The sequence below is a fragment of the Shinella yambaruensis genome, from assembly GCF_022899355.1.
GTDB lineage: Bacteria > Pseudomonadota > Alphaproteobacteria > Rhizobiales > Rhizobiaceae > Shinella > Shinella yambaruensis.
The window spans coordinates 176521-196666 of record NZ_JALJCK010000007.1 but is presented as its reverse complement, the minus strand read 5'-3'; the positions used below and the strand labels follow the sequence as shown (position 1 = coordinate 196666).

The window sequence follows — 20146 nt, the reverse complement described above, 5'->3', positions numbered from 1 at the left end:
GACCCATCCCTTGGATCCCGCTTGCCGCGACATGGAGCGCGGGAAGGGTCGCGTCACGACCAGCCTCGCTTTCCGGCGATCAGCAGCCACAGGAAGAAGGGCGCGCCGACCGTGGCGGTGAGGATGCCGAGCGGCACTTCGATGTCGGCGATGGAGCGCGCCAGCATGTCGACGACGATGAGATAGGCCGCGCCCAGCATCATGGCGGCGGGCAGCAGGCGGCGGAAATCCGGGCCGACGAGCATCCGAGCGATATGGGGAATGACAAGGCCGATCCAGCCGACGATACCCGTCACGGAAACGGTCGCCGCCGTCACCAGCGTCGCGCCGGCGATCAGCACGATGCGAGTCTTCAGCGTATCGACGCCCAGCGTCTTCGCCTCCTCGTCACCAAGCGTCAGGATGTTCATGCGCCAGCGCAGAAGCACAAGCGGCACGAGACCGAGTATGACGGCCGGCAGGATGGAGAGCACGTCGAAGCGGGTGATCGCCGTCATGCTGCCGAGCAGCCAGTAGGTGATGGCGGGCAGCTGATCATAGGGATCGGCAAGCACCTTGATCAGCGAGATGCCCGCGCCAATCAGCGCCTGGATGGCGATGCCGGCAAGCACCAGCGTCAACACGGGATCGCGCTCGCGCACCAGCGCGCCGATGATCGTGACGACCAGCACCGCGAGAAGCCCGCCGGCAAAGGCGGCGAGCTGGATGGCGAACACCGGCAGCGAAAGAAAGATGCCGAGCACCGCCCCGAGGCTGGCGCCGACCGACACGCCGAGCAGGTCGGGCGAGACGAGCGGATTGCGGAACAAGCCCTGGTAGGTCGCCCCCGCCGCCGCAAGCCCTGCCCCGACGACGATGGCGGCGAGGACGCGCGGCAGGCGCACGTTCCATAGCACGGTGGCGAGCAGCGGGTCCGTCGTCTCACCCGTCACCAGCTGCCGCAGGGCGATCAGCAGCGGCTGCAACCCGCCGCCATATTTGCCGACCATCATGGAGGCGAGGGCCAGCATGCCAAGCCCCAGAAGGCCGACTGCGGCGAGCCGACCGGTCAGGGCGGCGGATGGCCGCATCTACTTCGCCGCGCCCTTGCCGAGCAGGGTTGCAAGCTGCGCGTCGCTGAGCTCGACCTGGTAGAACAGCTTGAAGAAAGTCCGGACCTCTTCATCGAGCGCAGTCGGCACCGTTTCCGGATAGAGCGTGTGCTCCAGCCAGGAAACGCCGACCAGGCGGTTGATGCCGGGCGGAGAATCGATCCAGCCGAACGGCAGGCTCGGCGTGACATGGACGCGGCCTGCCTTGACGGCATCGAGTTGCGCCCAGAGCGGATCATCCTTCACCGCCTCGGCGAATTTCGGCGAGGCGGCAAGGATGGTATCCGGCTTCCAGGACAGGATCTGTTCGAGCGAGACCTGCGTCAGGCCGCCCTTGCCCGCCGCGGCCGCGACGTTCCGCGCGCCGACCGCTTCGAGCAGCTCCATGTTGATCGAGCCGGCAAGGCCCGTTTCCAAACCTTCTCCGCCGCGGCCATAATAAACCGAGGGCCGCTTTTCCGTGGGAATATTGGCAAGGCCTTTTTCCAACGCAGCGAATTTCTCGTCAGCATAGGCGGCAAGCGTTTCGGCCCGCGCCTCGACGCCGAGCATGGCGCCGGTTTCACGCAGCATCGCGCCGCTCCTGGCAAAGGCACCATCGACGAGCACATAGGGAATGCCGGTCTGTGCCTGCACCTTGTCGGCCAGCGAGGCATAGGTGGGATTTACCGTGCCGACATCGATGATGATGTCGGGCTTTGCGGCCAGCACCGCCTCGATATTGGCCGTGCCGCCCTTGCCGGTCAGCTGGCCGAAGACCGGCAGGTCGCGGACGGACGGCAGCAGGAAAGCCTTTTCCTCCGGCTTCGGCTCGCGCACCCAGCCGGCAAGCTTGTCCGGCGCCAGCACATAGACGAGAACAGAGGCCGGCGGCCCGGCAGCGAGCACCCGCTCCACCTTGTCCGGAATCTCGACCATGCGCCCGGCGGCATCCGTGATCGTCCGCGCCATAGCGGGGAGGAACGACGCCAGCAGGGCAATGATGACCAGAACACAACGAAAAACCGGCATGTTTCTCTCCCACGATATATTGTAGCAAACATATCGCTGGTTTGCGACGGCATGGCAACATTCGCGCCATTCCCGTGTCCGCTGCTATGGAAGGATGCCGGCGTCAAACCGGCAGGACGTCGACAAGCTCGCCGGCCGCGATATTCCCTTGCTCTGGGGAAAGGACAAGCATGACATCCGCGAACGCGAGAGCACGAAGGCTGGCCGAGCCCTCATACGGCAGCGGTTCGACCGCCGTTGCATGGCCCGGCTCATGGCAAAGCCGCCCCGGAAGAACCTGCGTCCCGCTGCCCGATCTGGAGACCGGCCGGCTGACGGGAAGCCGCCAGGTGTTCCTCCCGGGTGCCTTTCCTTCCAGGCAGGCGATAATCGCGCGGCCGATAAGGTTGCATCCGACAGCGGCGGCAAACGGGCTTCCCGGAAGAAGCAGGATCGGGCAATCGTCGATATCGCCAAACCCGATCGGCTTGCCCGGCCGCAGGTCGAGCTTCCAGAATTCGAGGAAGCCGCGACGGGAAACGATCTGCGTCAGATGATCGGCGGAGCCGACGGAGGCGCCGCCGGACGAGATGAGGAGATCGTGACCGCTCGCGGCCTCGACGAGCCGCGCGAGGATCGCTTCGGGATCGTCCCCGGCAATGCCGAGATCCGTGACCTCCGCGCCGGCCGCCTGGAGCATCCGGGACAGCATCGGCCGGTTCGTATCGTATATCTGGCCGTTCTCCAGAAATCCGGGGCTGGCGACAAGCTCGTTGCCGGTGGAAAGCAGCGCCACCTTCGGCCGCGGCACGACCAGCACGGAGCCAAGGCCGAGCGCCGTCAGGAGCGCAAGCTGGCCCGGGCCGATGCGTGTCCCGGCCTTCAGCAGGACATCACCCATCGAGACGTCTTCGCCGACGCGGCGGATATGCGGTTTTCCCCCGGCCTGTGCCCGCAGGTGAACGGCATCGCCCTCCACCTGCGTCGCCTCCTGCACGACAACCCGGTCGGCGCCGGGCGGTACAAGCGCGCCGGTCATGATGCGCGCCGCCTCGCCCGGATGCAGCGCATGCACGATCCTTTCGCCGGCCGTGATCGTCTGCCCGATCCTGAGGTTTGCCGTTCCGTCCGGCCGGATGTCGCCGGAACAAACGGCAAAGCCATCCATCGCGGCATTGTCGAAGCGCGGCAGGGGGACCGGCGCGACGATATCTTCCGCCAGCACATGGCCGAACGCTGCAGACAGGGCCATCCGAACCGGCGGGATGGAGGTTTCGATATAGGCCTCGATGAACGCCAGGGCGTCCCGGAGCGATTTCGGCGTTCTTTTTTCCATGCGTCTTTTCCCGGGCGAAGCGGTGCCCATGCGGCACAGGCCCGTGCACGAAATCTATCACATGGACCTTGCCAGCAAAGCGGTGCGCGACGGCTGCGGCTCCTCCTCCAAACCGAATGACCGAGAATACCGAGCCGGCTACGACAATCCGCCAGCCATGCCTTCGTCTCGCCAGGCATTCCCGGCTGCCTTGGTTCAACGAAGACCACCAGGAAGGTGGATCGACTGGGGGCGAGAGCGACGTCCCCGACCACCGCAGGAAATTCGACGCGTTCGCCACGGCCCGGCCGCATTCGCGCTCTCGCGAATGCGGCCGTTTCCTTTACTTACCGCGCAGCTTGGCGAGTTCGGCCTGGGCTTCGTCCCAGAGGGGCTGGCCGATGCTGTCGATCACAGCTTTGGTGGCGGGCGCGGCGATCTCGCGCAACTTGGCGAGTTCGGCCTCGGGAAGCTCGCTGACCGTCATGCCCTTCGCCTTGAGCGCCTTCTGCGACTGCTCGCGCGTGTCCTTGCGCTCGAAATCACGGGAAGCGATGGCCGCGTCGGTCATGATCTTCTGCTCGTCGGCCGAAAGACCGTCCCACCACTTCTTGCTCACCAGCAGGATCCAGGGGCTGTAGACGTGGTTGGAGACGGTCAGGTACTTCTGCACCTCGTAGAATTTCGACGACAGGATCGTGGTGTAGGGATTCTCCTGCCCGTCGACGGCGCCCGTTTCCATGGCCGTGAAGAGTTCCGAGAAGGGCAGCGGCACGGCGTTGGCGCCGGCGTCGTTGAACATCTGGAGATAGACGGGGTTCTGCATGACGCGCAGCTTGACGCCCTTCAGGTCGTCGGCCTTCTCGATGGGAAGGCGGCTGTTCGTGAGGTTGCGGAAACCGTTTCCCAGTAGACCAGACCGACGAGACCTTGCGCCTGCAAGCTGTCGATCAGCTTTTGCCCGACCGGCCCGTCAAGCACGGCGTCAGCCTCCTGCGCGCTTGCGAAGAGGAAGGGCGCATCCCACAGGGCAAATTCCTTGACGGTGCCGACCAGTGTCGCGGTGGAGCCGACCATCATTTCCTGGGCACCGCCGACGAGCGCGTTCTGCATCTGCACGTCCGGGCCGAGCGATGCGTCGCCGAACCCGCGCACCTTCATCTTGCCGTCGCTGAGGCGCGGCCACCGTCCATCTGATCGAGAGCGGCTACCGGCGCATCGGCTTTCTCGGCGCGCGCATGGATCCGCGCACGCAGCGGCGCCTGGAAGGGTTTCGCGACGCGACGCGGGCCGCCGGCCTGCTGGAGGAACGCCTCCTCGTCACCACGCCGCAGGCGTCCACCGTTGGGCTCGGATGCGAGTTGCTCAGCGCGCTCCTGGCAGAGGCGCCCGATGCCGACGCCGTCTTCTGCAACAACGACGACCTGGCGCTGGGCGCCCTGTTCGAGTGCCAGCGGCGGCGGATCGCCGTTCCCCACCAGTTCGGCATCTGCGGCTTCAACGATCTGGAGCCTACAGGCGTCGCCTTTCCCGCCATCACCAGCGTCCGCACCTTTCGCGAGGAGATGGGTCCAACGGGCGGTCGAAATGCTGCTGGCGCGGATAAACGGCGAAACCGTGCCGGACAGCAGGATCGATATCGGTTTCGAACTGGTCAAGCGCGACAGCACGCGGCGTGCCGGCCATGCACAGGAGGTTCTACCATGACGACACAGGGCGGCGACATGCCGCGGCGCATGATCGTGATGGGGGTTGCGGGATCGGGCAAGTCGAGCGTGGGGGAGGCTTTCGCCACCTGCCTCGGCGCGACCTATCTCGATGGCGACGCCTTGCATCCACCGGGCAACATCGACAAGATGAGCCGGGGCGTCCCCTTGACGGACACCGACCGGATGCCTTGGCTGCGCGACATCGGCCGCAGGCTGGATGCGGCCGGCGACCGGATGATCATCGGCTGCTCGGCGCTCAAGCGAGCCTATCGGGAAACCATCGTCGCCGAAGCCCGCCATCCCGTGACCTTCATCTATCTGGCCGGCACCCGGCAGGTCATCGCCGCGCGGATGAGCGCAAGGAGCGGTCATTTCATGCCGACAAGCCTGCTGGACAGCCAGTTCGCGGCGCTGGAGGAACCGCAGGACGACGAGAATGCCATCCGCGTCGATATCGACCAGCCGCTCGACGCCCTCGTGCGGACAACCGTCGAACTGCTCGCCACGCCATCCGGTGCAACGCGGCTCGAAACCGCTGACAGGAGATAAAGCGATGCCCAAGTTTATCACGATTGGATATGGCGATCCGGCCGACTACGATCGCACGCCCAAGGCAGTCAGAGACGCCGCTCATGCCCAGGACGCAAAGCTTCGGTCCGAAGGCGCGCTGATGGGGATCGCGGGAACCCCGGTACAGGTCCGCAATCCAGAGGGCAGCGGAATAGACACGCGTGACGGACCGTTCATGTCGTCCACCTTGCCGGTCGCCGGGTTCGCCGTCATCGAGGCTGCCAATCTGGCCGAAGCCATCGAGAAGGTGTCAGCCGTCCCTTGCGCGGTGGCGCATGGTGTCGTTGAAGTCTGGCCACTGGAAGAGGCGCCCTGATCTGAGGCCGCGCCGTAGCGGGCGAGGCGGAAGCTGTCCGCCAGATCATCAAGGCGCACAACCAGCGCCTCTACCGGCTCGCGGCACTCGGAACAACAGGTGCTCGCTGACCTTGGGGAGAGTGGTGAAAAAGACGGCGGCCGGTCAGAGCGCCGGCTCGCCTTTCTCTGCGTTCTCCAGGCGAAGGTCCGGTTCGACGCTCGTAGACACAATGGACAGACCGTTAGGGAGGTCGTTCTCTTCGACCTTCCTGTTGACCTCCGCTTCGTCCAGGCCGTAGCCGCACCACCGTTGCTGGAGGCGCCGCCGCAGTTCCCCCTCATCGACATCGACAAAGATGGTGAAGTCGAAAATCGGCTTGAGACGATCCCAGGGCGCCTGTCGAGCAAGCAGATAGTTCCCTTCGCAGACGATGATGTCGGTGGATTGCGGGATGAGCCTGCCGCCGGCGCGGGCAATCTCGATCGAGCGGTCGAAAACCGGGATGGCGACGACGTCATCCTCGTTCGCCTTCAGGCGTTGCAACATGTGCCGCAGGCCGTGAGCATCGAAGGTATCGATCGCACCTTTGAACGCACGGCGCCCCATGGCCTCCAGCACCGCGTCATCATAGTGATATCCATCCATGGGGAAGAGCGCGGCCTTGACGGAGCGCTGTTCATTGATGAGGTCGACGGCGCGTTCCGCCAAGGTCGATTTTCCAGAACCGGGCGCCCCCGCGACGGCGATTAGAACTCGCCGGTTTCCGACATCGATAAACCGCTGCAAGGCAATGTCTGCGATCCGGCGTGCGTTGTCTTCTATGCTGCTCATGGAAGTTTCCCTCAGGTATTGCGGACGGGCCGCGGCGGCCGCAACGCCGCGGCTGAATTGACGGTCGGCGCGAGCGGATCAAGCTATGCCTGTGCCCGCACCTACAATTCCGTCGGCAGTCAACCTCCCAGCACGAAGCGAGAGAATGCGAGTGCGTTTTTCGCGTCCTCGTCCATTTTCGCTTCGTCTGCGCCTTCGCTGAGATCGCGCCAAACCCTGATGTCGGATCCGATGGTTCCGCCGGTCTTTACGAACGGCTCCATGACGACAGCACCGGTGTATTTGATATCGCGGAGGGCGAGACCGACCTCGTGCCAGGGAATCCTGCCTTTACCGGGTACACGGCGATTGCTTTCCCCCGTGTGGAAATGACCGAGCAGCGGGCCGGCGGTACGGATCGCCTCGCCAAAGCTATCTTCCTCGATGTTCATGTGGAACGTATCGAGCATGACTTTGACATTCGGCTTCCCGACATCCTTCACGAAGGCGACCCCTTCAGCGGCGGTGTTGACAACGTGGTTCTCGAAGCGGTTGAGCACCTCGATGCAGAGGTTGATGCCCAGATCGCTGGCGAAGTCCGCAATGTCATGGATCCCCTCGACACCACGCGCACGGTCACCCTCCTTGTCGACCGGCTTGGAATAGTCGACAGGCCAGTAGGAATGCAGCGCGCCACCGATCGTCTTGATATCGAGCTTGGCGACGTTTGTGAGCGTTTGCTCGAAGAATGCCCTGCCCGCCTGGCGCACCGCACTGTCAGGTGACGACAGGTTCCTCGTCTTGGAAGGGCCGATCCCGGCCGTGAGGATGATATTGTTATCCTTTGCGGTCTGCCTGATGATGGCGAGATCCGCATCGCTGTACTCGTTGATGTGGTGCGCAGCGACCTCGATAATATCGAAACCAAGTCTCGCAACCTTCTCGACATAAGGGCCGAACTTGGCGCTCCATTCTTTTTCCCAGTAAGAGTAGTAAATTCCATGCTTCATTGGAGCCTCTCTACGATCTTGGTTGTGTGTGTTCGTACCGGCCACTCGGCGGGCAACCGGGGGACGCGATCAGCGAATGAAATTTCGGTATCGGCTTCGAGCGTGGGCGCGCGCTGCGATCACCAGCAGGTGAACCCGCCGTCGACCGGGACGACTGCCCCCGTCATCAGGCTTGCGGCGTCGGAAGCGAGGAAATGCACGACGCTCGCCACCTCGTGCGCCTGGCCGAAACGGCCCATCGGCGTATCGGCGCGCCAGGCGGCCGCAAGGCCGCTTGCTTCGGCGTGGGCGATGAGCGGGGTTTCGATATAGGTCGGAGCGACCGCGTTGACGCGCACCCCGCGCCCCGCCCATTCGGCGGCGAGCGAATGGGTCAGGTGATGCACGGCCGCCTTGGAGGCGTTGTAGTGCGACTGCCCCTGCGGGCGGTTGACGATCAGGCCGGACATCGACCCGATGTTGACGATCGCGCCACGGCCCCTGACGAGCATGTGGCGGCCGAAGGCGCGGTTGCACCAGAAAACGCCGTTCAGGTTGACATCGTTGACAGCGAGCCAGTCGGCATCTTCAACATCCTCTGCGGCGACCGGCGGCCGTCCGATTCCGGCATTGGCGACGAGGATGTCGGCGACGCCGTGCTTTGCGGCGATCTCATCCGCGGCGCGTTGCACGGCGGCGGAGTCGGTGACATCGGCGGTATACGTTCCGGCATCGAAGCCCTTCGCCAGCAGGGCAGCCCGGCCCTCTTCAAGGGATGCCGTATCGCGATCAAGCAGGATGACGCGCGCGCCCGCCTCGGCCAGCGCCTCTGCAATGGCAAGGCCGATCCCTCGGCTGCCGCCGGTCACGACGGCAAGCTTTCCATCAAGTCTCAGTTTTTCCATATACATGGTCATTCCTCTTGGAACGTGAAGTTAATCAGGCGGTGCCCGTCTGCACCCGCGCTGCCGTCGAGCCGGAAGCCATAGTCGTTGGCCGCGTCAGCGCCCTGCCCTGCGCATCGAAGACATGCGAGCGATCCGGATCGGGTGTCAGGAAAATGGTGTCGCCGCGACGGTAGCCGCGTTCACCGACCGCGCGCACGGTCAGCGTACCGAGTGATTTCACATCGACCGTGAAATACGCATCGCTGCCGAGCTGCTCCTCCACGAGGATCGTGCCGCTCCATACGCCGACATGACGGTCGTAGCGCAGGTGCTCGGGACGGATGCCGAATGTGAGCCTGCCGTCAGGAAGCGGCTCCTTGAGGTTGGCGATATCGAGGCCGCCGGCCGACGTCTCGATGCGATTGGGACCGGCCGCGGTTGCATCGATGAAGTTCATCTTCGGCGAGCCGATGAAACCGGCGACGAAGCGGTTGGCGGGCGCATCATAGAGCGCGATCGGAGTGTCGAACTGCTCGACGCGGCCTGCGTTGAGGACGACGATACGGTCGGCCATGGTCATGGCCTCCACCTGGTCATGCGTCACGTAGATCATCGTCGTCTTCAGTTCGTCATGAAGGCGGATCAGCTCCAGACGCATCTGGACGCGCAGCGCGGCATCGAGGTTCGACAAAGGCTCGTCGAACAGGAATGCGGAGGGCGCGCGCACGATCGCCCGGCCGATGGCGACGCGCTGGCGCTGGCCGCCGGACAACTGGCGCGGAAACCGGTCGAGATAGGGTTCGAGCTCCAGCGCACGCGCTGCCGTCAAAACCCGTTCGCGGATCTCCTTCTTCGGCCGGCCGGATACACGCAGGCCAAATCCGATATTGTCGGCCACCGTCAGGTGCGGGAACAGTGCATAGGACTGGAACACCATGGCAAGCTGCCGTTCGGACGGTGCCAGCTTCGTCACGTCGCGGCCGTCAATGAGAACCTGACCGTCCGACACGTCCTCCAGGCCGGTGATCAGCCGCAGCAGGGAGGATTTGCCGCAACCGGACGGGCCGACGAACACGACGAACTCGCCATCCTTCACCGTAAGGCTGATGTTGCGGATGACATCGAGTTCGCCGAAGCGCTTGACGATATTCTGGAGCGCTATTTCGCCCATGATAGTTCCTCCTCTTGTGTGCGGCGACAAGGCGGCCGCGCATTGTCCGGGCGGCGGCTCAATGGAAGATGATTCCGCCGTCGACGTTCAGCGACTGGCCGGTGATGAAGGCAGCATCGTCGGACCCGAAAAATGCGACCGATCCGACGACATCCTGCGGATAGCCCACGCGGCCCATCGCGGTTTTCTCGAGAACCTTTCTCAAGGTTTCCGGATCTTGGAGATGGGACCGGCCCATATCGGTATCGATGACACCGGGGCATACGGCGTTGACAGTGATCCCCTCCTTGGCGACCTCGACAGCGAGAGCCTGCGTGAAGTTGATTACCGCGGCCTTGGACGCGCAGTAGTGGGACTCGCCCGGTCCGCCGCGCTTTCCGCCGATGGATGCGATGTTGACGATGCGGCCAGATCCCTTTGCCCGAAAATGCGGAAGGAAGGCCTTGGTCACGAGGAACGTGCCCTTGGTGTTGACGGCGAACATCCGGTCCCATTCGTCGGGCTCGATTTCGCCCGTCTGGTGGACGGAACGTACACCGGCATTGTTGACCAAGAGATCGAGACGACCGCCTGCTGCCAGAAGGTCCCGCGCCATCGTCTCGACCGAGACCGGATCGCTGACGTCACAATAGATGACTTCGCAGAGTCCGCCGGCATTCCGCACTTCGGCAGCAAGGTCCGAAAGGTCGGCCTCGCGCGCCTTCAGGTCGTTCGCGAAGACCCTGTATCCTTCGGCAGCCAACCGCTCGGCGATCGCCCGTCCGATACCACGGGACGCTCCGGTGACGAGCGCTGTCTTGTTTTCTCCACGTCGAGGTATCATTGCAATCTCCCTTGAATGCGTTTGCGTTCAGTCCTTCACGGCGCCCATCGTGACGCCGGAGACGATGTGTTTCTGCATGAAGAAGGTGAAGAGCACCGGCGGCAGGCACTGAATGATCGAGGCTGCCGCGATGTATTCCCAATAGACGCGGCCCGTGCCGACGAAGGACGAAATGACGACAGGGAAGGTCTTGGCCTCGCGGGTCGTCAGGAACAGCGCGAGCATGAATTCGTTCCAGGCGAAGATGAAGACGAAGGTCGCAACCGCCGCCAGACCGCTTTTGCTGAGCGGAAGGACGACATCCTTCAGCACCTGCCACCAGGTGCAGCCTTCCAGGCGCGCGGCCTCGATGAGCTCCTTCGGCACGCGGCGAACGAAGGACATGGTCATCCAGACCGCAAACGGCAGGTTGAAGCCGGCATAGGCGATGATGAGGCCCGGCAGCGAGTCGAGCAGGCCGACGCCGCGGAAGATCACGAAGAGCGGCACGGCTGCGGCGATCGGCGGCATCATGCGGGTGGAAAGGATCCAGTCGGCCAGCGCCTCCCTGCCCTTGAACCGATGGTTGACCAGCGCGAAGGCGGTCGGCACGGCGAGAACCAGCGCCAAGATGGTCGCGCCTATGGTTGCCACCAGCGAGTTGACGATGAAGGGCCAGAATTGCGTCAGCACGTCCCGGAAATTCTGGAGATAAGTAAAGTCGGGGATCCACACCGGCGGAATCGCGATGATGTCGGCCGTCGGCTTGAAAGCACCGAGCGTCAGCCAGAGGATCGGAGCGACCGAGATAAAGACGAAGCCGAGGACCAGCACCAGTGGGCCGACGTCGCGAAGCCGAAAGGTACTATTCATCTTCGATTCTCCTGAGGAGCTTCACGGCGAAGGTGGTGATGACGATGGAGATGACGAGGATGATGACCGCGGCGGCAGAGCCGACGCCCGCCTGGAAGAACTGGAAGTTCTGCTGATAGGCGTAGAGGGTCAGCACCATGGTGGAATCGCCGGGACCGCCTCGGGTGGTGACATAGACGACATCGAAGAAGCGCAGCGTATCGATGATGCGCAGGATGACGCCGAGCAGCACGATGCCCTTGATCGACGGGATTTCCAGGAAGCGCATCACATGGTGCCACTTCGCCCCGTCGACACGCGCCGCCTCGTAAAGATCGGCGCGGATCGATAGGAGACCGGCCATGATCAGCAGCATCATGAACGGCGTCCACTGCCAGATATTGATCAGCAGGATCGAGATCATCGCCGCGGTCGATCCCCCGAACCACGGGACCGGCCCGAGGCCGACGCCGCCCAGCAGGTAGTTGGCGATGCCGAGCACCGGGTTGAACACGTAGGAGAAGATCATGCCGACGATCAGCGGCGTCACCATCATGGGGATCATGAACAGCGACCGCAGGCCGTTCACCCATTTGAGATGGCTGAGACTGACGAAAGCCTTCGCGATCACGAAGGCAATGACGATCTCGCAGGTGATCGACGTGACCGCGAGCATGCCGGTGTTCAGCATGGCGCGCAGGAACAGCGGGTCCGTCAGAAGATTGATGTAGTTGTCGAGACCGATGAAGACCGCCCGCTGCATCGCCGTCAGCTTCACTGCATGCAGGCTGAGATAGACCGAATAGATGAAGGGCCAGATGGTCAAAAGCGCGAGGAAGATGCAGGTCGGCGCGATGAACACCATCATCTGGAATCGATCATCGTGCAGGAAGGAGCGCCTGGTCGCCTCCTTGGGCGCGCGCGTCATCGAAACGGCATAGGCCATCGAGAGATCCTCCGTGAAACGGGAAGTCGAGGGAGCCAAATACCTCCCCCGACAGAGAGCGTTAGAGCAGACCGTTCTGCTTCAGCAGTTTCGTCACGTCTTCCTGGGCGCCGTCCATGGCTTCCTTGGCGCTCTTCTCGCCGATGATGGCCTTGTTGACCTGCGCGCCGACGGTATCGATGAGCTGGAAGGCCAGCGGATGACGCGGGCGTACCTCGACCCAGGCGTCCTTCTGGGCTTCGAAGAGCACTTCGGTCCACGGGAACTTCGCCTGGACGTCCTTGTCCTGCATGGCGGAAAGCCGGCTCGGCGGGCCGCCCGCGAGAACGAAGTCACGGTGGACCGGCTTGCTGGCGAACCACTTCAGATAATCCCAGGCTGCATCCTTCTGAGCGCCGTGCGTGTTGACGCAGGCGATCCAGCCGCCGACCGGCGAGACGGTCCTGCCGCCGTCCTTGTGCGGCATCAGCGCCGCCTTGAACTTGCCGGCGATCTGGCTCTGCTTGGGATCGTTGGCGATCTGGGCACGCACCGACCAGTCGTTGATCATCGCGAGCTTGCCGGCTGCGAACGCATTGGCGCGCTCGTCCCAGGCGAAGGATTCGACGCCCGGCGGGCCATAGGCGACCATGTCGCGGAAGAACTGCACGAGGTCGACCGATTCCTGCGAGTTCAGCGTCGGCGTCTGGTCTTTGTACGGCTCGGCGGAGCCGATATCATTCGACGCCCACGGCTTGCCGCCGGCGCTGTAAATCCACTCAAACCATTGCTGGCCTGCCGCCGCTCCGCGCTTGTTGTTCATGGCGTAGCCATAGACGCCGGGGAACTCCGGATTGTTGGTGAAGGTGGCGGCCGCCTTCTTCAGCTCCTCGAAGGTTTCCGGCACCTTGATGCCCGCCTTCTCGAAAAGGTCCGTGCGGTAGTACATCAGCTCGTAATAGATGCCGACCGGCAGGCACATGCGCTGGCCTTCCCAGCTCGCCTGCCCGGCGGCCGACGGCGTGAAATCATCCCATGCGAAGGTATCGGGATTTTCGGAGATCTTGTCCTCGGCGCTGTCGAGGCAACCCGCCTCTGCGAATTCGCCGATCCAGATGCCGTCGATCAGCAGGACGTCATAGCTGCCGTCGTTCTGGGAGCACGCGAGAAGCTCCTTTTCGTGCAGCGCGTCGTAGCCGTAGCCGTCGATCTCGACATTGGCACCGGTAAGATTCGTGAAACCGTCCTTGACGGCCTTCATCGAGTCGATGAACGGATCCGTGATGGTCATGACGCGCAGCGTCTTGCCGCTGTGGTCGCCGAGCTGGCTCTTCCAATCGATCTCCTGTGCCATGGCGGTCGATGCCGCGAGCAGCGCCATGACGGAAATCGAGCTGATCATTTTTGCGGTTTGCATGCCATTCTCCTCCATTTTAGGCGCGTCTTCACATCCCCTGCCGACGGCGCCTGAACGCCGGCAAAGGTTTTCCCGTGCGGTGAAGAGGCCTCACCGCATCGATTTGTCGCTGTTCGCAGCCGCTTATCTGTTCGCGTCTATCTCACGCGATACGGAGCGTATCTCCGAGCGAGGAAGGCGCCGCTGTCGAAGCCCTCACCACCAGCTCACATGTCAGCTTTTCGCGCGAGGCAGGTTCTGAACGCCCATCGAGATGGCCGCGCAGGCGGGTCCAGATTGCCTGTCCCATCTGCTTCACCGGCTGGCGGATGGCCGTCATCGGCGGCGATACCGCATGCATCCAGGAATAATCGTCGAAGCCGACCACCGAGATGTCGCGCGGAACCGAGAGACCGGTCTGGTGCGCACAAGCGAGAATGCCGAGCGTCGCGAAATTGGTGAGCGCGATGAAGGCGCTGGCCTGCTGCTCCCCTTCCATGAAGACGCCGAGACGCTCCGTCGCCGTGTCGAAATCGAGACCGACCTCGATCAGGGTAGGCGGGGCAAGGCCTTCCTTCGCCAGAACCGCCTCGATGCCGGCGCATCGCTCCCGGATGTTCTGAAGCTTCAATGTGGAAGCAGCCACAACGAAACGGCGATGTCCAAGGGCGACGAGATGTTCCGCTGCCTTGGTGCCGGCATCGATGTTGTCCATCGTCACCGCATCCCCCTGGAACAATGAAGGGACGCGGTCGGCGACCACGAACGGAACCTGAGTATCGGCAAGGATATTGCGGCTGGCAAACTCGTCGCTGCAGGGGATGATCACGATCCCAGCCGGTCGCCAGGCCAGCAAAGCAGAAAGGCGCCTTGCTTCCTCGTCGGCATCCCCATGCGAACTGGCAACGATAATGTCGAAACCCTCGTCACGGACCTGCGCCTCGATCGATGCGATAAGGCTCGTGAAGAAGGGGTTGTTGAGGTCGGGAACGAGAGCAGCCACCACGCGGGCCTTTCCAGCCCGCAGCTGGGAAGCGGCCCGATCGGTTTCATATCCGAGCTCGGCGGCAGCGCTGCGAACGCGCTCGATCAGCTCAGCCTTGACCGCGCGATTTCCGCTAAAAACGTTGGAGACGGTTCCAGGAGAGACACCGGCTCTCTTGGCGACGTCCTTGATTGAAACGGGCATCTCGCCTGCCTCCTCCAGCAGAGCAATTTACGTAAAACGATTTACGTAAATCGTTTTACAGGATTCCGGCGCGGAGACAAGCGGAAAATCGCCTCGACCAAACAAGAAATCGCGCGCTCACCTGTGCGATTTTGTTTTTCTCAATTTTTACAATGGTTAATGTTTATCATGGGGCCACTTGGGCGCGCCGCCTACCGTTGAACTTCGGTCCGCGTCGAGAGGGCAGACGCCTACCGCAGATACTGAATATGCGGGCGCGCATGATAGGCCGAGCTTTCGACCCGGGCCTCCACCGAGAACACCTCCTTCAGGAGATGTTCGGTCAAGACCTCGTGCGGCGCCCCGCAAGCGACGATCCTGCCTTTCTGGAGGACGATCAGGCGATCGCAGAACATCGCTGCGTGATTCAAATCGTGCAGGGCGATGATACTGGTGATCGGCAGGCCGGAGACCAGCCGCATCAAGCCGATCTGGTGCTGTATGTCGAGGTGGTTCGTCGGCTCGTCGAGGATCAGTTCCGATGGCGACTGGGCCAGCGCCCGGGCAATATGGGCGCGCTGCTTTTCCCCGCCCGACAGACTCTGCCAGCGGTCGTTGCGCTTTTCGAGAATGCCGGCGCGGTCGAGCGCATCTTCCACGGCCTCCTCATCGGCCGGCGTCCAGCCGGAGAATATCGACCGGTGCGGAAACCGGCCCAGCTTGACGACATCGACGACCCGGAGATTGGCGTTTGTCGTGGCATGCTGTTCGACAAACGCCATGCGCCGGGCGACGGACCGGCGGCCGATGGTCCCGATATCCTGCGCATCCAGTGTCACCTTTCCGGAATGCGGCCGCTTCAGCCCGGCAATCAGGCGCAGAAGCGAGGTCTTGCCGGAGCCGTTCGGGCCGAGCAGGCCCAGCATCTTGCCCTTAGGCGCCTCGAAGGAAATGCCGTCGATGATCGTCTTCTTGCCGATCTTCCAAACGATGTCGTGGACCTCAATGCTCATGATGCGCGCTGGAACCGGTACAGAATGACGGAAAAGAAGGGGACGCCCACAAGCGCCGTCACGACGCCGATCGGCAGGACCTGCTGCGGGACCAGGGTGCGGGAGGCGACATCGGCGAGCACCATGAAGATCGCCCCGGCCACGGCGCAGGCCGGAAGCAGGCGGATATGCACCGGGCCGACGACGAACCGTGCCGCATGCGGAACGACAAGCCCGACAAAGCCGATCGAGCCGACCATGCTGACGATCGTCGCCGTCATCATGGCGGTCAAGGCGAAAAGCACGATCCTTGCCTGGCCGACATTGGCCCCGAGCGCAGAGGCCGCCTCGTCCCCGAAGGCGAAGGCGTCCAGCACGCGGGCGTAAAACAGACAGGCGATCAGCCCGAGGCTGATGATGACGGACACCAGCGCGAATTCCGGCCAGCGAACACCGCCGAAGCTTCCGAGAAGCCAGAACATCACGTCGCGCGCCTGCTGTGCGTTGCCCGACGTCGTGACGATATAGGCTGTCGCGGCATTGAACATCTGCGATGCGGCGACCCCCGCAAGGATGGTTCGATCCGCCCCGCCCCGCGTGCCGTTCGAAAGCAGCGCCACGAAGAAGAAGGCCGCAAAAGCACCGGCAAAGGCACCGGCCGACAGGGACACGGCCCCCGCGCCGATGCCGAGGATGACGACAGCAACCGCCCCCGTGGATGCGCCGGCCGAGATGCCGAGCACATAGGGCTCGGCAAGCGGATTGCGCAGCAGCGACTGCATGATCGCGCCCGAGAGGGCAAGCCCCGCCCCACAGAAGGCCGCGACCAGTGCCCGGCTGAGGCGATAATCCCAGATCACCGTCTCGTGGATGCGATTGAGTTCCACCGCCGTCCATCCCAGCCGGTTGGTTACGGCAGAGAAGGTCGTGGAAAGCGGAATCGGCAGATCGCCGATTCCTACGCTCACCCCGACGACCAGCGCGATAGCCGCCAGCGAGGCCAGCAGCAGCACGCCGAAGACGACATGCTGCCGCCGAGGATGGTGCGAAGCGATCACTTCAACAGACCGAGCGCCTTGAGCTGCCCGGCCACCTGCTCGGCGCCGTAAACCGTGCGGATGGTCGGGTTCATGGCCTGGCCGTCCATCACGACGATCGCCTTGTTCTGGACCGCCGGCATCTGGCTGACGGCCGGATCGCTGTTCAGGAACGCGATCTTGGCCTCGGGCTTGTCGAGTTCCCAGCGATTGCGGTCGAGACTGGCGACGACGATGACGTCCGGGTTGGCGGCAATGATGCTTTCCCAGCCGAGCGTCGGCCATTCGGCCTCCGCCGTGATGGCGTTCCTGCCGCCGAGCAGGTCGGCGATGTAACCCGATGCGCTGTTCTTGCCGCCAAGATAGGCATCGGCGGAAGGCGACTGGCTGGAGAACCAGAAGACGTAGGAGAGCGGCTTGCCGTCCTTCGACACGCCGGAGCGGAGTGCAGCCTCGCGCTTCTTGAAGTCGGCGATCAGCGCCTGGCCACGATCGGCAACATCGAAGATCTGCGAAAGCTCGTCGATCTCCCTGTAGAGCAGGTCCATGTTCCACAGCTGGTCGCGGCTGCCATACTCGTTCTTGACCTTTTCGGTGCTGAGGCAGGTGCTGGGCGAAACGTAGGACGGCACGCCGACCTTCTCGAAATCCTCGCGCTTGGCGACCTTGCTGCTCGGGCCGATCAGGGTCGGCAACGCGGCAGCGACGAAATCCGGGTTCTCGGCCAGGATCGCCTCGAATGTCGGGAACTCGACCGTCAACAACTTGACCTTGGCGTTGGCCTCGGCGAGCTGCGGCAGCACCTTGCTCGGCCAGAACGCCGTGCCGACCATCTTGTCTTCAAGGCCGAGCAGCAGCAGGATTTCCGCGCTGTTCTGGCCAAGACCGATCGCCCGCTCGGGCGCCTTGGCAAAGGTCACCGTCGCACCGCAGTTTTCGATGGTCAGCGGATAGGTGGTGGATGCGAATCCCGGCTGCACCGCAAAGGCGAGCGTGGAAGAAAGGCCGAACACGGCCAGAAATCTGTTGAGTGCTTTCACCGTCGATGTCCTGATGGGGAGTGGATCAAAATGAGCGTATATGCCCTGCCCCTCATTAAAACAAGACTTTTATACTCATGTTTCTGTGTGCCGACATACGGAACTTCCGGCCGTCTTCGGGGCGCGGCAACATTACCGCGTCGCACTTTCTGAAGGCCGGCGCGCTGATCCGTCCCTTCACCCATTCGGCGCGGACCGCCAACTCGCTGTTCATCATCCGAGCGATCGTCACTGCAGCCGGCCAATCCTCCTTGTCAAAGATCGATCGCCGGTTCGACGATCGCCATCGTCGCCTCGACGTGATGCCGCGCGGCACGTTCAGCTTCGTCTTCGTTTCGATCGACGAGCGCTTCGAGAATGCGTCGATGCTGGAGATTTGTCTCCCGAACCTCGGATTCGGAAAACAGGATCGGCACCCGCAGCATCCAGTAGTGAAACTGTGTCCGCTCATGGAACTGAGCAAGAAAGGGGTTCTTCGATGCGGAGACAATCTGCTTGTGAAACCGCGTATTGAGGCTGTTCAATTCGCTGCGCGTCAATGTTTCACCAGGCTCCATCGCCTCGATCAGCTGGGCAAGCGTATCCAGCTCGTTTTGCTCGGCGTGACGCGCAGCCAGCCTTGCCGTGGCCGATTCGATTGCGGCGCGGCTTTCGAAAATGGCACGCACCTGGCTGCGATCGATCGTTTCGACGACCCAGCCCCGTTCACGGCTGAGAAAGCCTTCCCCCTGAAGCAGCAGCAGTGCTTCGCGCACGGGCGTCCGCCCGACGCTCAGCCGCTCACAGAGATCGTCTTCGACGAGCCTTTGCCCGGGCTTCAATTCCGCGCCGAGAATCATGCTGCGCAGGCGATTGCGTACATCCGATGCGATGAATTCGCCGGCGGAGGCCTTTCTTGATGCCATGAATACTGTTCCTTTCCCGGTGGCTCTCTGCCCGCTCCGGTGGAGATGGATATATCTCTTCGTGTATGGAGCAATGGCTTCCGGCATTCAAGGGCTGCGGCAACACAAGAAGGGCTCAAGCCGTTCCCTGCCTATGCGCCCAACTCCTGCGAGCGTCGCCGCGCCGCCTCGACGCCGTGCGCCCTCATGCGCAAAGCCTCGTGCATGTCGATGGCCGAGAAACGGTGGCGAACCCCATATCGCCCGCCCCGATCAAAGCACGTCCGTCATGGCGAAACTCGCTTTCCGCTCGATTTCACGCCGGTTGCTTCCCTCCCTTGCGGGCAACCAGCCCGCTTGCGATGATCAGCGCCGCGCCGGCGACCGTCATCGCGTCCGGTATCGTGCCGAACACGAGGTAGCCGAAGCCTGTGGCCCAGAGCAGATGCGTATAGGAAATCGGCGCGAGGCGGGAAACCTGCGCCTCGGGCCGGCGATAGGCGAAGGCGATGGCGACATGCGCTGCCAGCCATAACACGGCCGTCGCCAAAGACAGCGCCAGATCGGCGATGCTCAACCCCCGGAAGACGAGAGGCAGCGCCGCGGTCAAGAGCACGAAGCCCGTCAGGGAGGAATAGGCGAGCGTCGTCGCCAGGCTGTCGGCCACCACCGCCCGCCGCGTCATCACGAGCGCCGTCGCCCAGCACGCGGCCGACGCGATCGAAAAGAGAGCGGCGGGATTGTAGCCGGCAAATCCCGGACGCAGGATGACCAATACCCCAAGCAGGCCACCGAAGACGCCCACCCAACGCCACGCGGGCACGCGTTCCTTGAGGACCAGCACGCACAGCAGCGTGACGAGGCAAGGGGAGATGAAGACGAGTGCGGTCGCCTCCGCCACCGGCTGGAGGCTGAGGGCGGCCACCAGCAGGATCGTCGCTCCGGCCATGCCGACGCCGCGGATGATCTGCGTCGCCGAAGCCGCGCTGGGAGCCGGCCTGCCGAAGCGCAGACAGACGGCCGCCAGCAGGATCGAAGCCACGAGGTAGCGAAACCAGGCGATCTGCAGGGGGTGGAACGTCACCGACAGATGTTTGGCGACGATGTCCGACGCGGCGAACAACACCATGGCGGCAAGGCACAGCAGGACGCTTTCACGCCCCCGCACGGCCGCGCCGAGATCCGGCCCGGCCTCCCCGCCGGAAAAGATGCGCATCATC

19 protein-coding genes and 2 pseudogenes are annotated in these 20146 nt (G+C 63.3%); 3 read left to right on the top strand and 18 right to left on the bottom strand.

The window, feature by feature from the left end; translation table 11 throughout:
• Positions 1–53 precede the first annotated feature (53 nt).
• The 4 genes and pseudogenes from MUU56_RS18140 to MUU56_RS18125 form a co-directional block, all read right to left on the bottom strand.
• Positions 54–1070 carry a FecCD family ABC transporter permease gene (locus tag MUU56_RS18140; RefSeq protein WP_244768684.1) on the bottom strand — a complete coding sequence of 339 codons (1017 nt, stop codon included), beginning with the start codon at positions 1068–1070 and terminating at the stop codon, positions 54–56.
• Positions 1071–2102 carry an iron ABC transporter substrate-binding protein gene (locus MUU56_RS18135; protein ID WP_244768683.1) on the bottom strand — a complete coding sequence of 344 codons (1032 nt, stop codon included), beginning with the start codon at positions 2100–2102 and terminating at the stop codon, positions 1071–1073. It lies immediately after the preceding gene.
• Between the two features lie 103 nt (positions 2103–2205).
• Positions 2206–3417: a molybdopterin molybdotransferase MoeA gene (locus MUU56_RS18130; RefSeq protein WP_244768682.1), complete on the bottom strand. Its 1212-nt coding sequence runs from the start codon at positions 3415–3417 to the stop codon at positions 2206–2208.
• Positions 3418–3739: 322 nt separating this feature from the next.
• Positions 3740–4557: pseudogene (locus tag MUU56_RS18125) on the bottom strand (DctP family TRAP transporter solute-binding subunit).
• Between the two features lie 77 nt (positions 4558–4634).
• Between MUU56_RS18125 and MUU56_RS18120 the strand changes: the two are divergent.
• From MUU56_RS18120 to MUU56_RS18110, 3 genes and pseudogenes are all read left to right on the top strand, one after another.
• Positions 4635–4919, top strand: a pseudogene (locus MUU56_RS18120) (substrate-binding domain-containing protein); the annotation flags it as partial.
• Between the two features lie 180 nt (positions 4920–5099).
• The gene (locus tag MUU56_RS18115; RefSeq protein WP_244768852.1) at positions 5100–5654 is read left to right on the top strand and encodes a gluconokinase; all 555 of its coding nucleotides are present in this window, start codon (positions 5100–5102) and stop codon (positions 5652–5654) included.
• 4 nt (positions 5655–5658) lie between these two features.
• On the top strand, positions 5659–5991 hold the full coding sequence (locus MUU56_RS18110; RefSeq protein WP_244768681.1) for a YciI family protein: 333 nt from the start codon (positions 5659–5661) through the stop codon (positions 5989–5991).
• A gap of 144 nt (positions 5992–6135) precedes the next feature.
• Here the strand turns inward: MUU56_RS18110 and MUU56_RS18105 are convergent, their stop codons facing one another.
• The 14 genes from MUU56_RS18105 to MUU56_RS18040 all read right to left on the bottom strand — a co-directional run bounded on the left by MUU56_RS18105 (position 6136) and on the right by MUU56_RS18040 (position 20145).
• The gene (locus MUU56_RS18105; RefSeq protein ID WP_244768680.1) at positions 6136–6804 is read right to left on the bottom strand and encodes a nucleoside triphosphate hydrolase; all 669 of its coding nucleotides are present in this window, start codon (positions 6802–6804) and stop codon (positions 6136–6138) included.
• Positions 6805–6923: 119 nt separating this feature from the next.
• Complete coding sequence (locus tag MUU56_RS18100) at positions 6924–7793, bottom strand: D-psicose 3-epimerase (protein ID WP_244768679.1); 870 nt, start codon at positions 7791–7793, stop codon at positions 6924–6926.
• 119 nt (positions 7794–7912) lie between these two features.
• Positions 7913–8683, bottom strand: coding sequence for an SDR family NAD(P)-dependent oxidoreductase (locus MUU56_RS18095; RefSeq protein ID WP_244768678.1), 771 nt, complete (start codon positions 8681–8683; stop codon positions 7913–7915).
• 28 nt (positions 8684–8711) lie between these two features.
• The gene (locus tag MUU56_RS18090; RefSeq protein ID WP_244768677.1) at positions 8712–9830 is read right to left on the bottom strand and encodes an ABC transporter ATP-binding protein; all 1119 of its coding nucleotides are present in this window, start codon (positions 9828–9830) and stop codon (positions 8712–8714) included.
• Between the two features lie 58 nt (positions 9831–9888).
• Complete coding sequence (locus tag MUU56_RS18085) at positions 9889–10653, bottom strand: SDR family NAD(P)-dependent oxidoreductase (protein WP_244768676.1); 765 nt, start codon at positions 10651–10653, stop codon at positions 9889–9891.
• A gap of 27 nt (positions 10654–10680) precedes the next feature.
• A complete protein-coding gene (locus tag MUU56_RS18080; RefSeq protein WP_244768675.1) occupies positions 10681–11505 on the bottom strand; it encodes a carbohydrate ABC transporter permease in 825 nt (274 codons plus the stop codon).
• The gene (locus tag MUU56_RS18075) at positions 11498–12430 is read right to left on the bottom strand and encodes a carbohydrate ABC transporter permease (RefSeq protein ID WP_244768674.1); all 933 of its coding nucleotides are present in this window, start codon (positions 12428–12430) and stop codon (positions 11498–11500) included. Before MUU56_RS18075 ends, MUU56_RS18080 begins: the two co-directional genes overlap by 8 nt.
• A gap of 61 nt (positions 12431–12491) precedes the next feature.
• Entirely contained in the window at positions 12492–13826 is a 1335-nt protein-coding gene (locus MUU56_RS18070; protein ID WP_244768673.1) for an extracellular solute-binding protein, read from the bottom strand.
• A 142-nt stretch (positions 13827–13968) separates the two neighbouring features.
• The gene (locus MUU56_RS18065; protein WP_244768672.1) at positions 13969–14994 is read right to left on the bottom strand and encodes a LacI family DNA-binding transcriptional regulator; all 1026 of its coding nucleotides are present in this window, start codon (positions 14992–14994) and stop codon (positions 13969–13971) included.
• Positions 14995–15224: 230 nt separating this feature from the next.
• On the bottom strand, positions 15225–15986 hold the full coding sequence (locus MUU56_RS18060; protein WP_244768671.1) for an ABC transporter ATP-binding protein: 762 nt from the start codon (positions 15984–15986) through the stop codon (positions 15225–15227).
• Positions 15983–17023: a FecCD family ABC transporter permease gene (locus MUU56_RS18055; protein ID WP_398431953.1), complete on the bottom strand. Its 1041-nt coding sequence runs from the start codon at positions 17021–17023 to the stop codon at positions 15983–15985. Before MUU56_RS18055 ends, MUU56_RS18060 begins: the two co-directional genes overlap by 4 nt.
• A complete protein-coding gene (locus MUU56_RS18050) occupies positions 17020–18042 on the bottom strand; it encodes an ABC transporter substrate-binding protein (protein WP_398431951.1) in 1023 nt (340 codons plus the stop codon). The genes MUU56_RS18055 and MUU56_RS18050 overlap by 4 nt, the downstream gene beginning before the upstream one ends.
• A 254-nt stretch (positions 18043–18296) precedes the next feature.
• Complete coding sequence (locus tag MUU56_RS18045; RefSeq protein WP_244768670.1) at positions 18297–18947, bottom strand: GntR family transcriptional regulator; 651 nt, start codon at positions 18945–18947, stop codon at positions 18297–18299.
• A 295-nt stretch (positions 18948–19242) separates the two neighbouring features.
• Positions 19243–20145, bottom strand: coding sequence for a DMT family transporter (locus MUU56_RS18040; protein WP_244768669.1), 903 nt, complete (start codon positions 20143–20145; stop codon positions 19243–19245).
• Between the last annotated feature and the right edge of the window lies 1 nt (position 20146).

Bases quoted from the DNA above. Each gene is read 5' to 3' on its own strand.
- MUU56_RS18070 (WP_244768673.1), bottom strand. From the start codon at position 13,826: ATGCAAACCGCAAAAATGATCAGCTCGATTTCCGTCATGGCGCTGCTC.
- MUU56_RS18110 (WP_244768681.1), top strand. From the start codon at position 5,659: ATGCCCAAGTTTATCACGATTGGATATGGCGATCCGGCCGACTACGAT.
- MUU56_RS18095 (WP_244768678.1), bottom strand. From the start codon at position 8,683: ATGTATATGGAAAAACTGAGACTTGATGGAAAGCTTGCCGTCGTGACC.
- MUU56_RS18040 (WP_244768669.1), bottom strand. From the start codon at position 20,145: ATGATGCGCATCTTTTCCGGCGGGGAGGCCGGGCCGGATCTCGGCGCG.
- MUU56_RS18140 (WP_244768684.1), bottom strand. From the start codon at position 1,070: ATGCGGCCATCCGCCGCCCTGACCGGTCGGCTCGCCGCAGTCGGCCTT.
- MUU56_RS18065 (WP_244768672.1), bottom strand. From the start codon at position 14,994: ATGCCCGTTTCAATCAAGGACGTCGCCAAGAGAGCCGGTGTCTCTCCT.
- MUU56_RS18105 (WP_244768680.1), bottom strand. From the start codon at position 6,804: ATGAGCAGCATAGAAGACAACGCACGCCGGATCGCAGACATTGCCTTG.
- MUU56_RS18135 (WP_244768683.1), bottom strand. From the start codon at position 2,102: ATGCCGGTTTTTCGTTGTGTTCTGGTCATCATTGCCCTGCTGGCGTCG.
- MUU56_RS18085 (WP_244768676.1), bottom strand. From the start codon at position 10,653: ATGATACCTCGACGTGGAGAAAACAAGACAGCGCTCGTCACCGGAGCG.
- MUU56_RS18060 (WP_244768671.1), bottom strand. From the start codon at position 15,986: ATGAGCATTGAGGTCCACGACATCGTTTGGAAGATCGGCAAGAAGACG.
- MUU56_RS18115 (WP_244768852.1), top strand. From the start codon at position 5,100: ATGACGACACAGGGCGGCGACATGCCGCGGCGCATGATCGTGATGGGG.
- MUU56_RS18100 (WP_244768679.1), bottom strand. From the start codon at position 7,793: ATGAAGCATGGAATTTACTACTCTTACTGGGAAAAAGAATGGAGCGCC.
- MUU56_RS18080 (WP_244768675.1), bottom strand. From the start codon at position 11,505: ATGAATAGTACCTTTCGGCTTCGCGACGTCGGCCCACTGGTGCTGGTC.
- MUU56_RS18045 (WP_244768670.1), bottom strand. From the start codon at position 18,947: ATGGCATCAAGAAAGGCCTCCGCCGGCGAATTCATCGCATCGGATGTA.
- MUU56_RS18090 (WP_244768677.1), bottom strand. From the start codon at position 9,830: ATGGGCGAAATAGCGCTCCAGAATATCGTCAAGCGCTTCGGCGAACTC.
- MUU56_RS18075 (WP_244768674.1), bottom strand. From the start codon at position 12,430: ATGGCCTATGCCGTTTCGATGACGCGCGCGCCCAAGGAGGCGACCAGG.
- MUU56_RS18130 (WP_244768682.1), bottom strand. From the start codon at position 3,417: ATGGAAAAAAGAACGCCGAAATCGCTCCGGGACGCCCTGGCGTTCATC.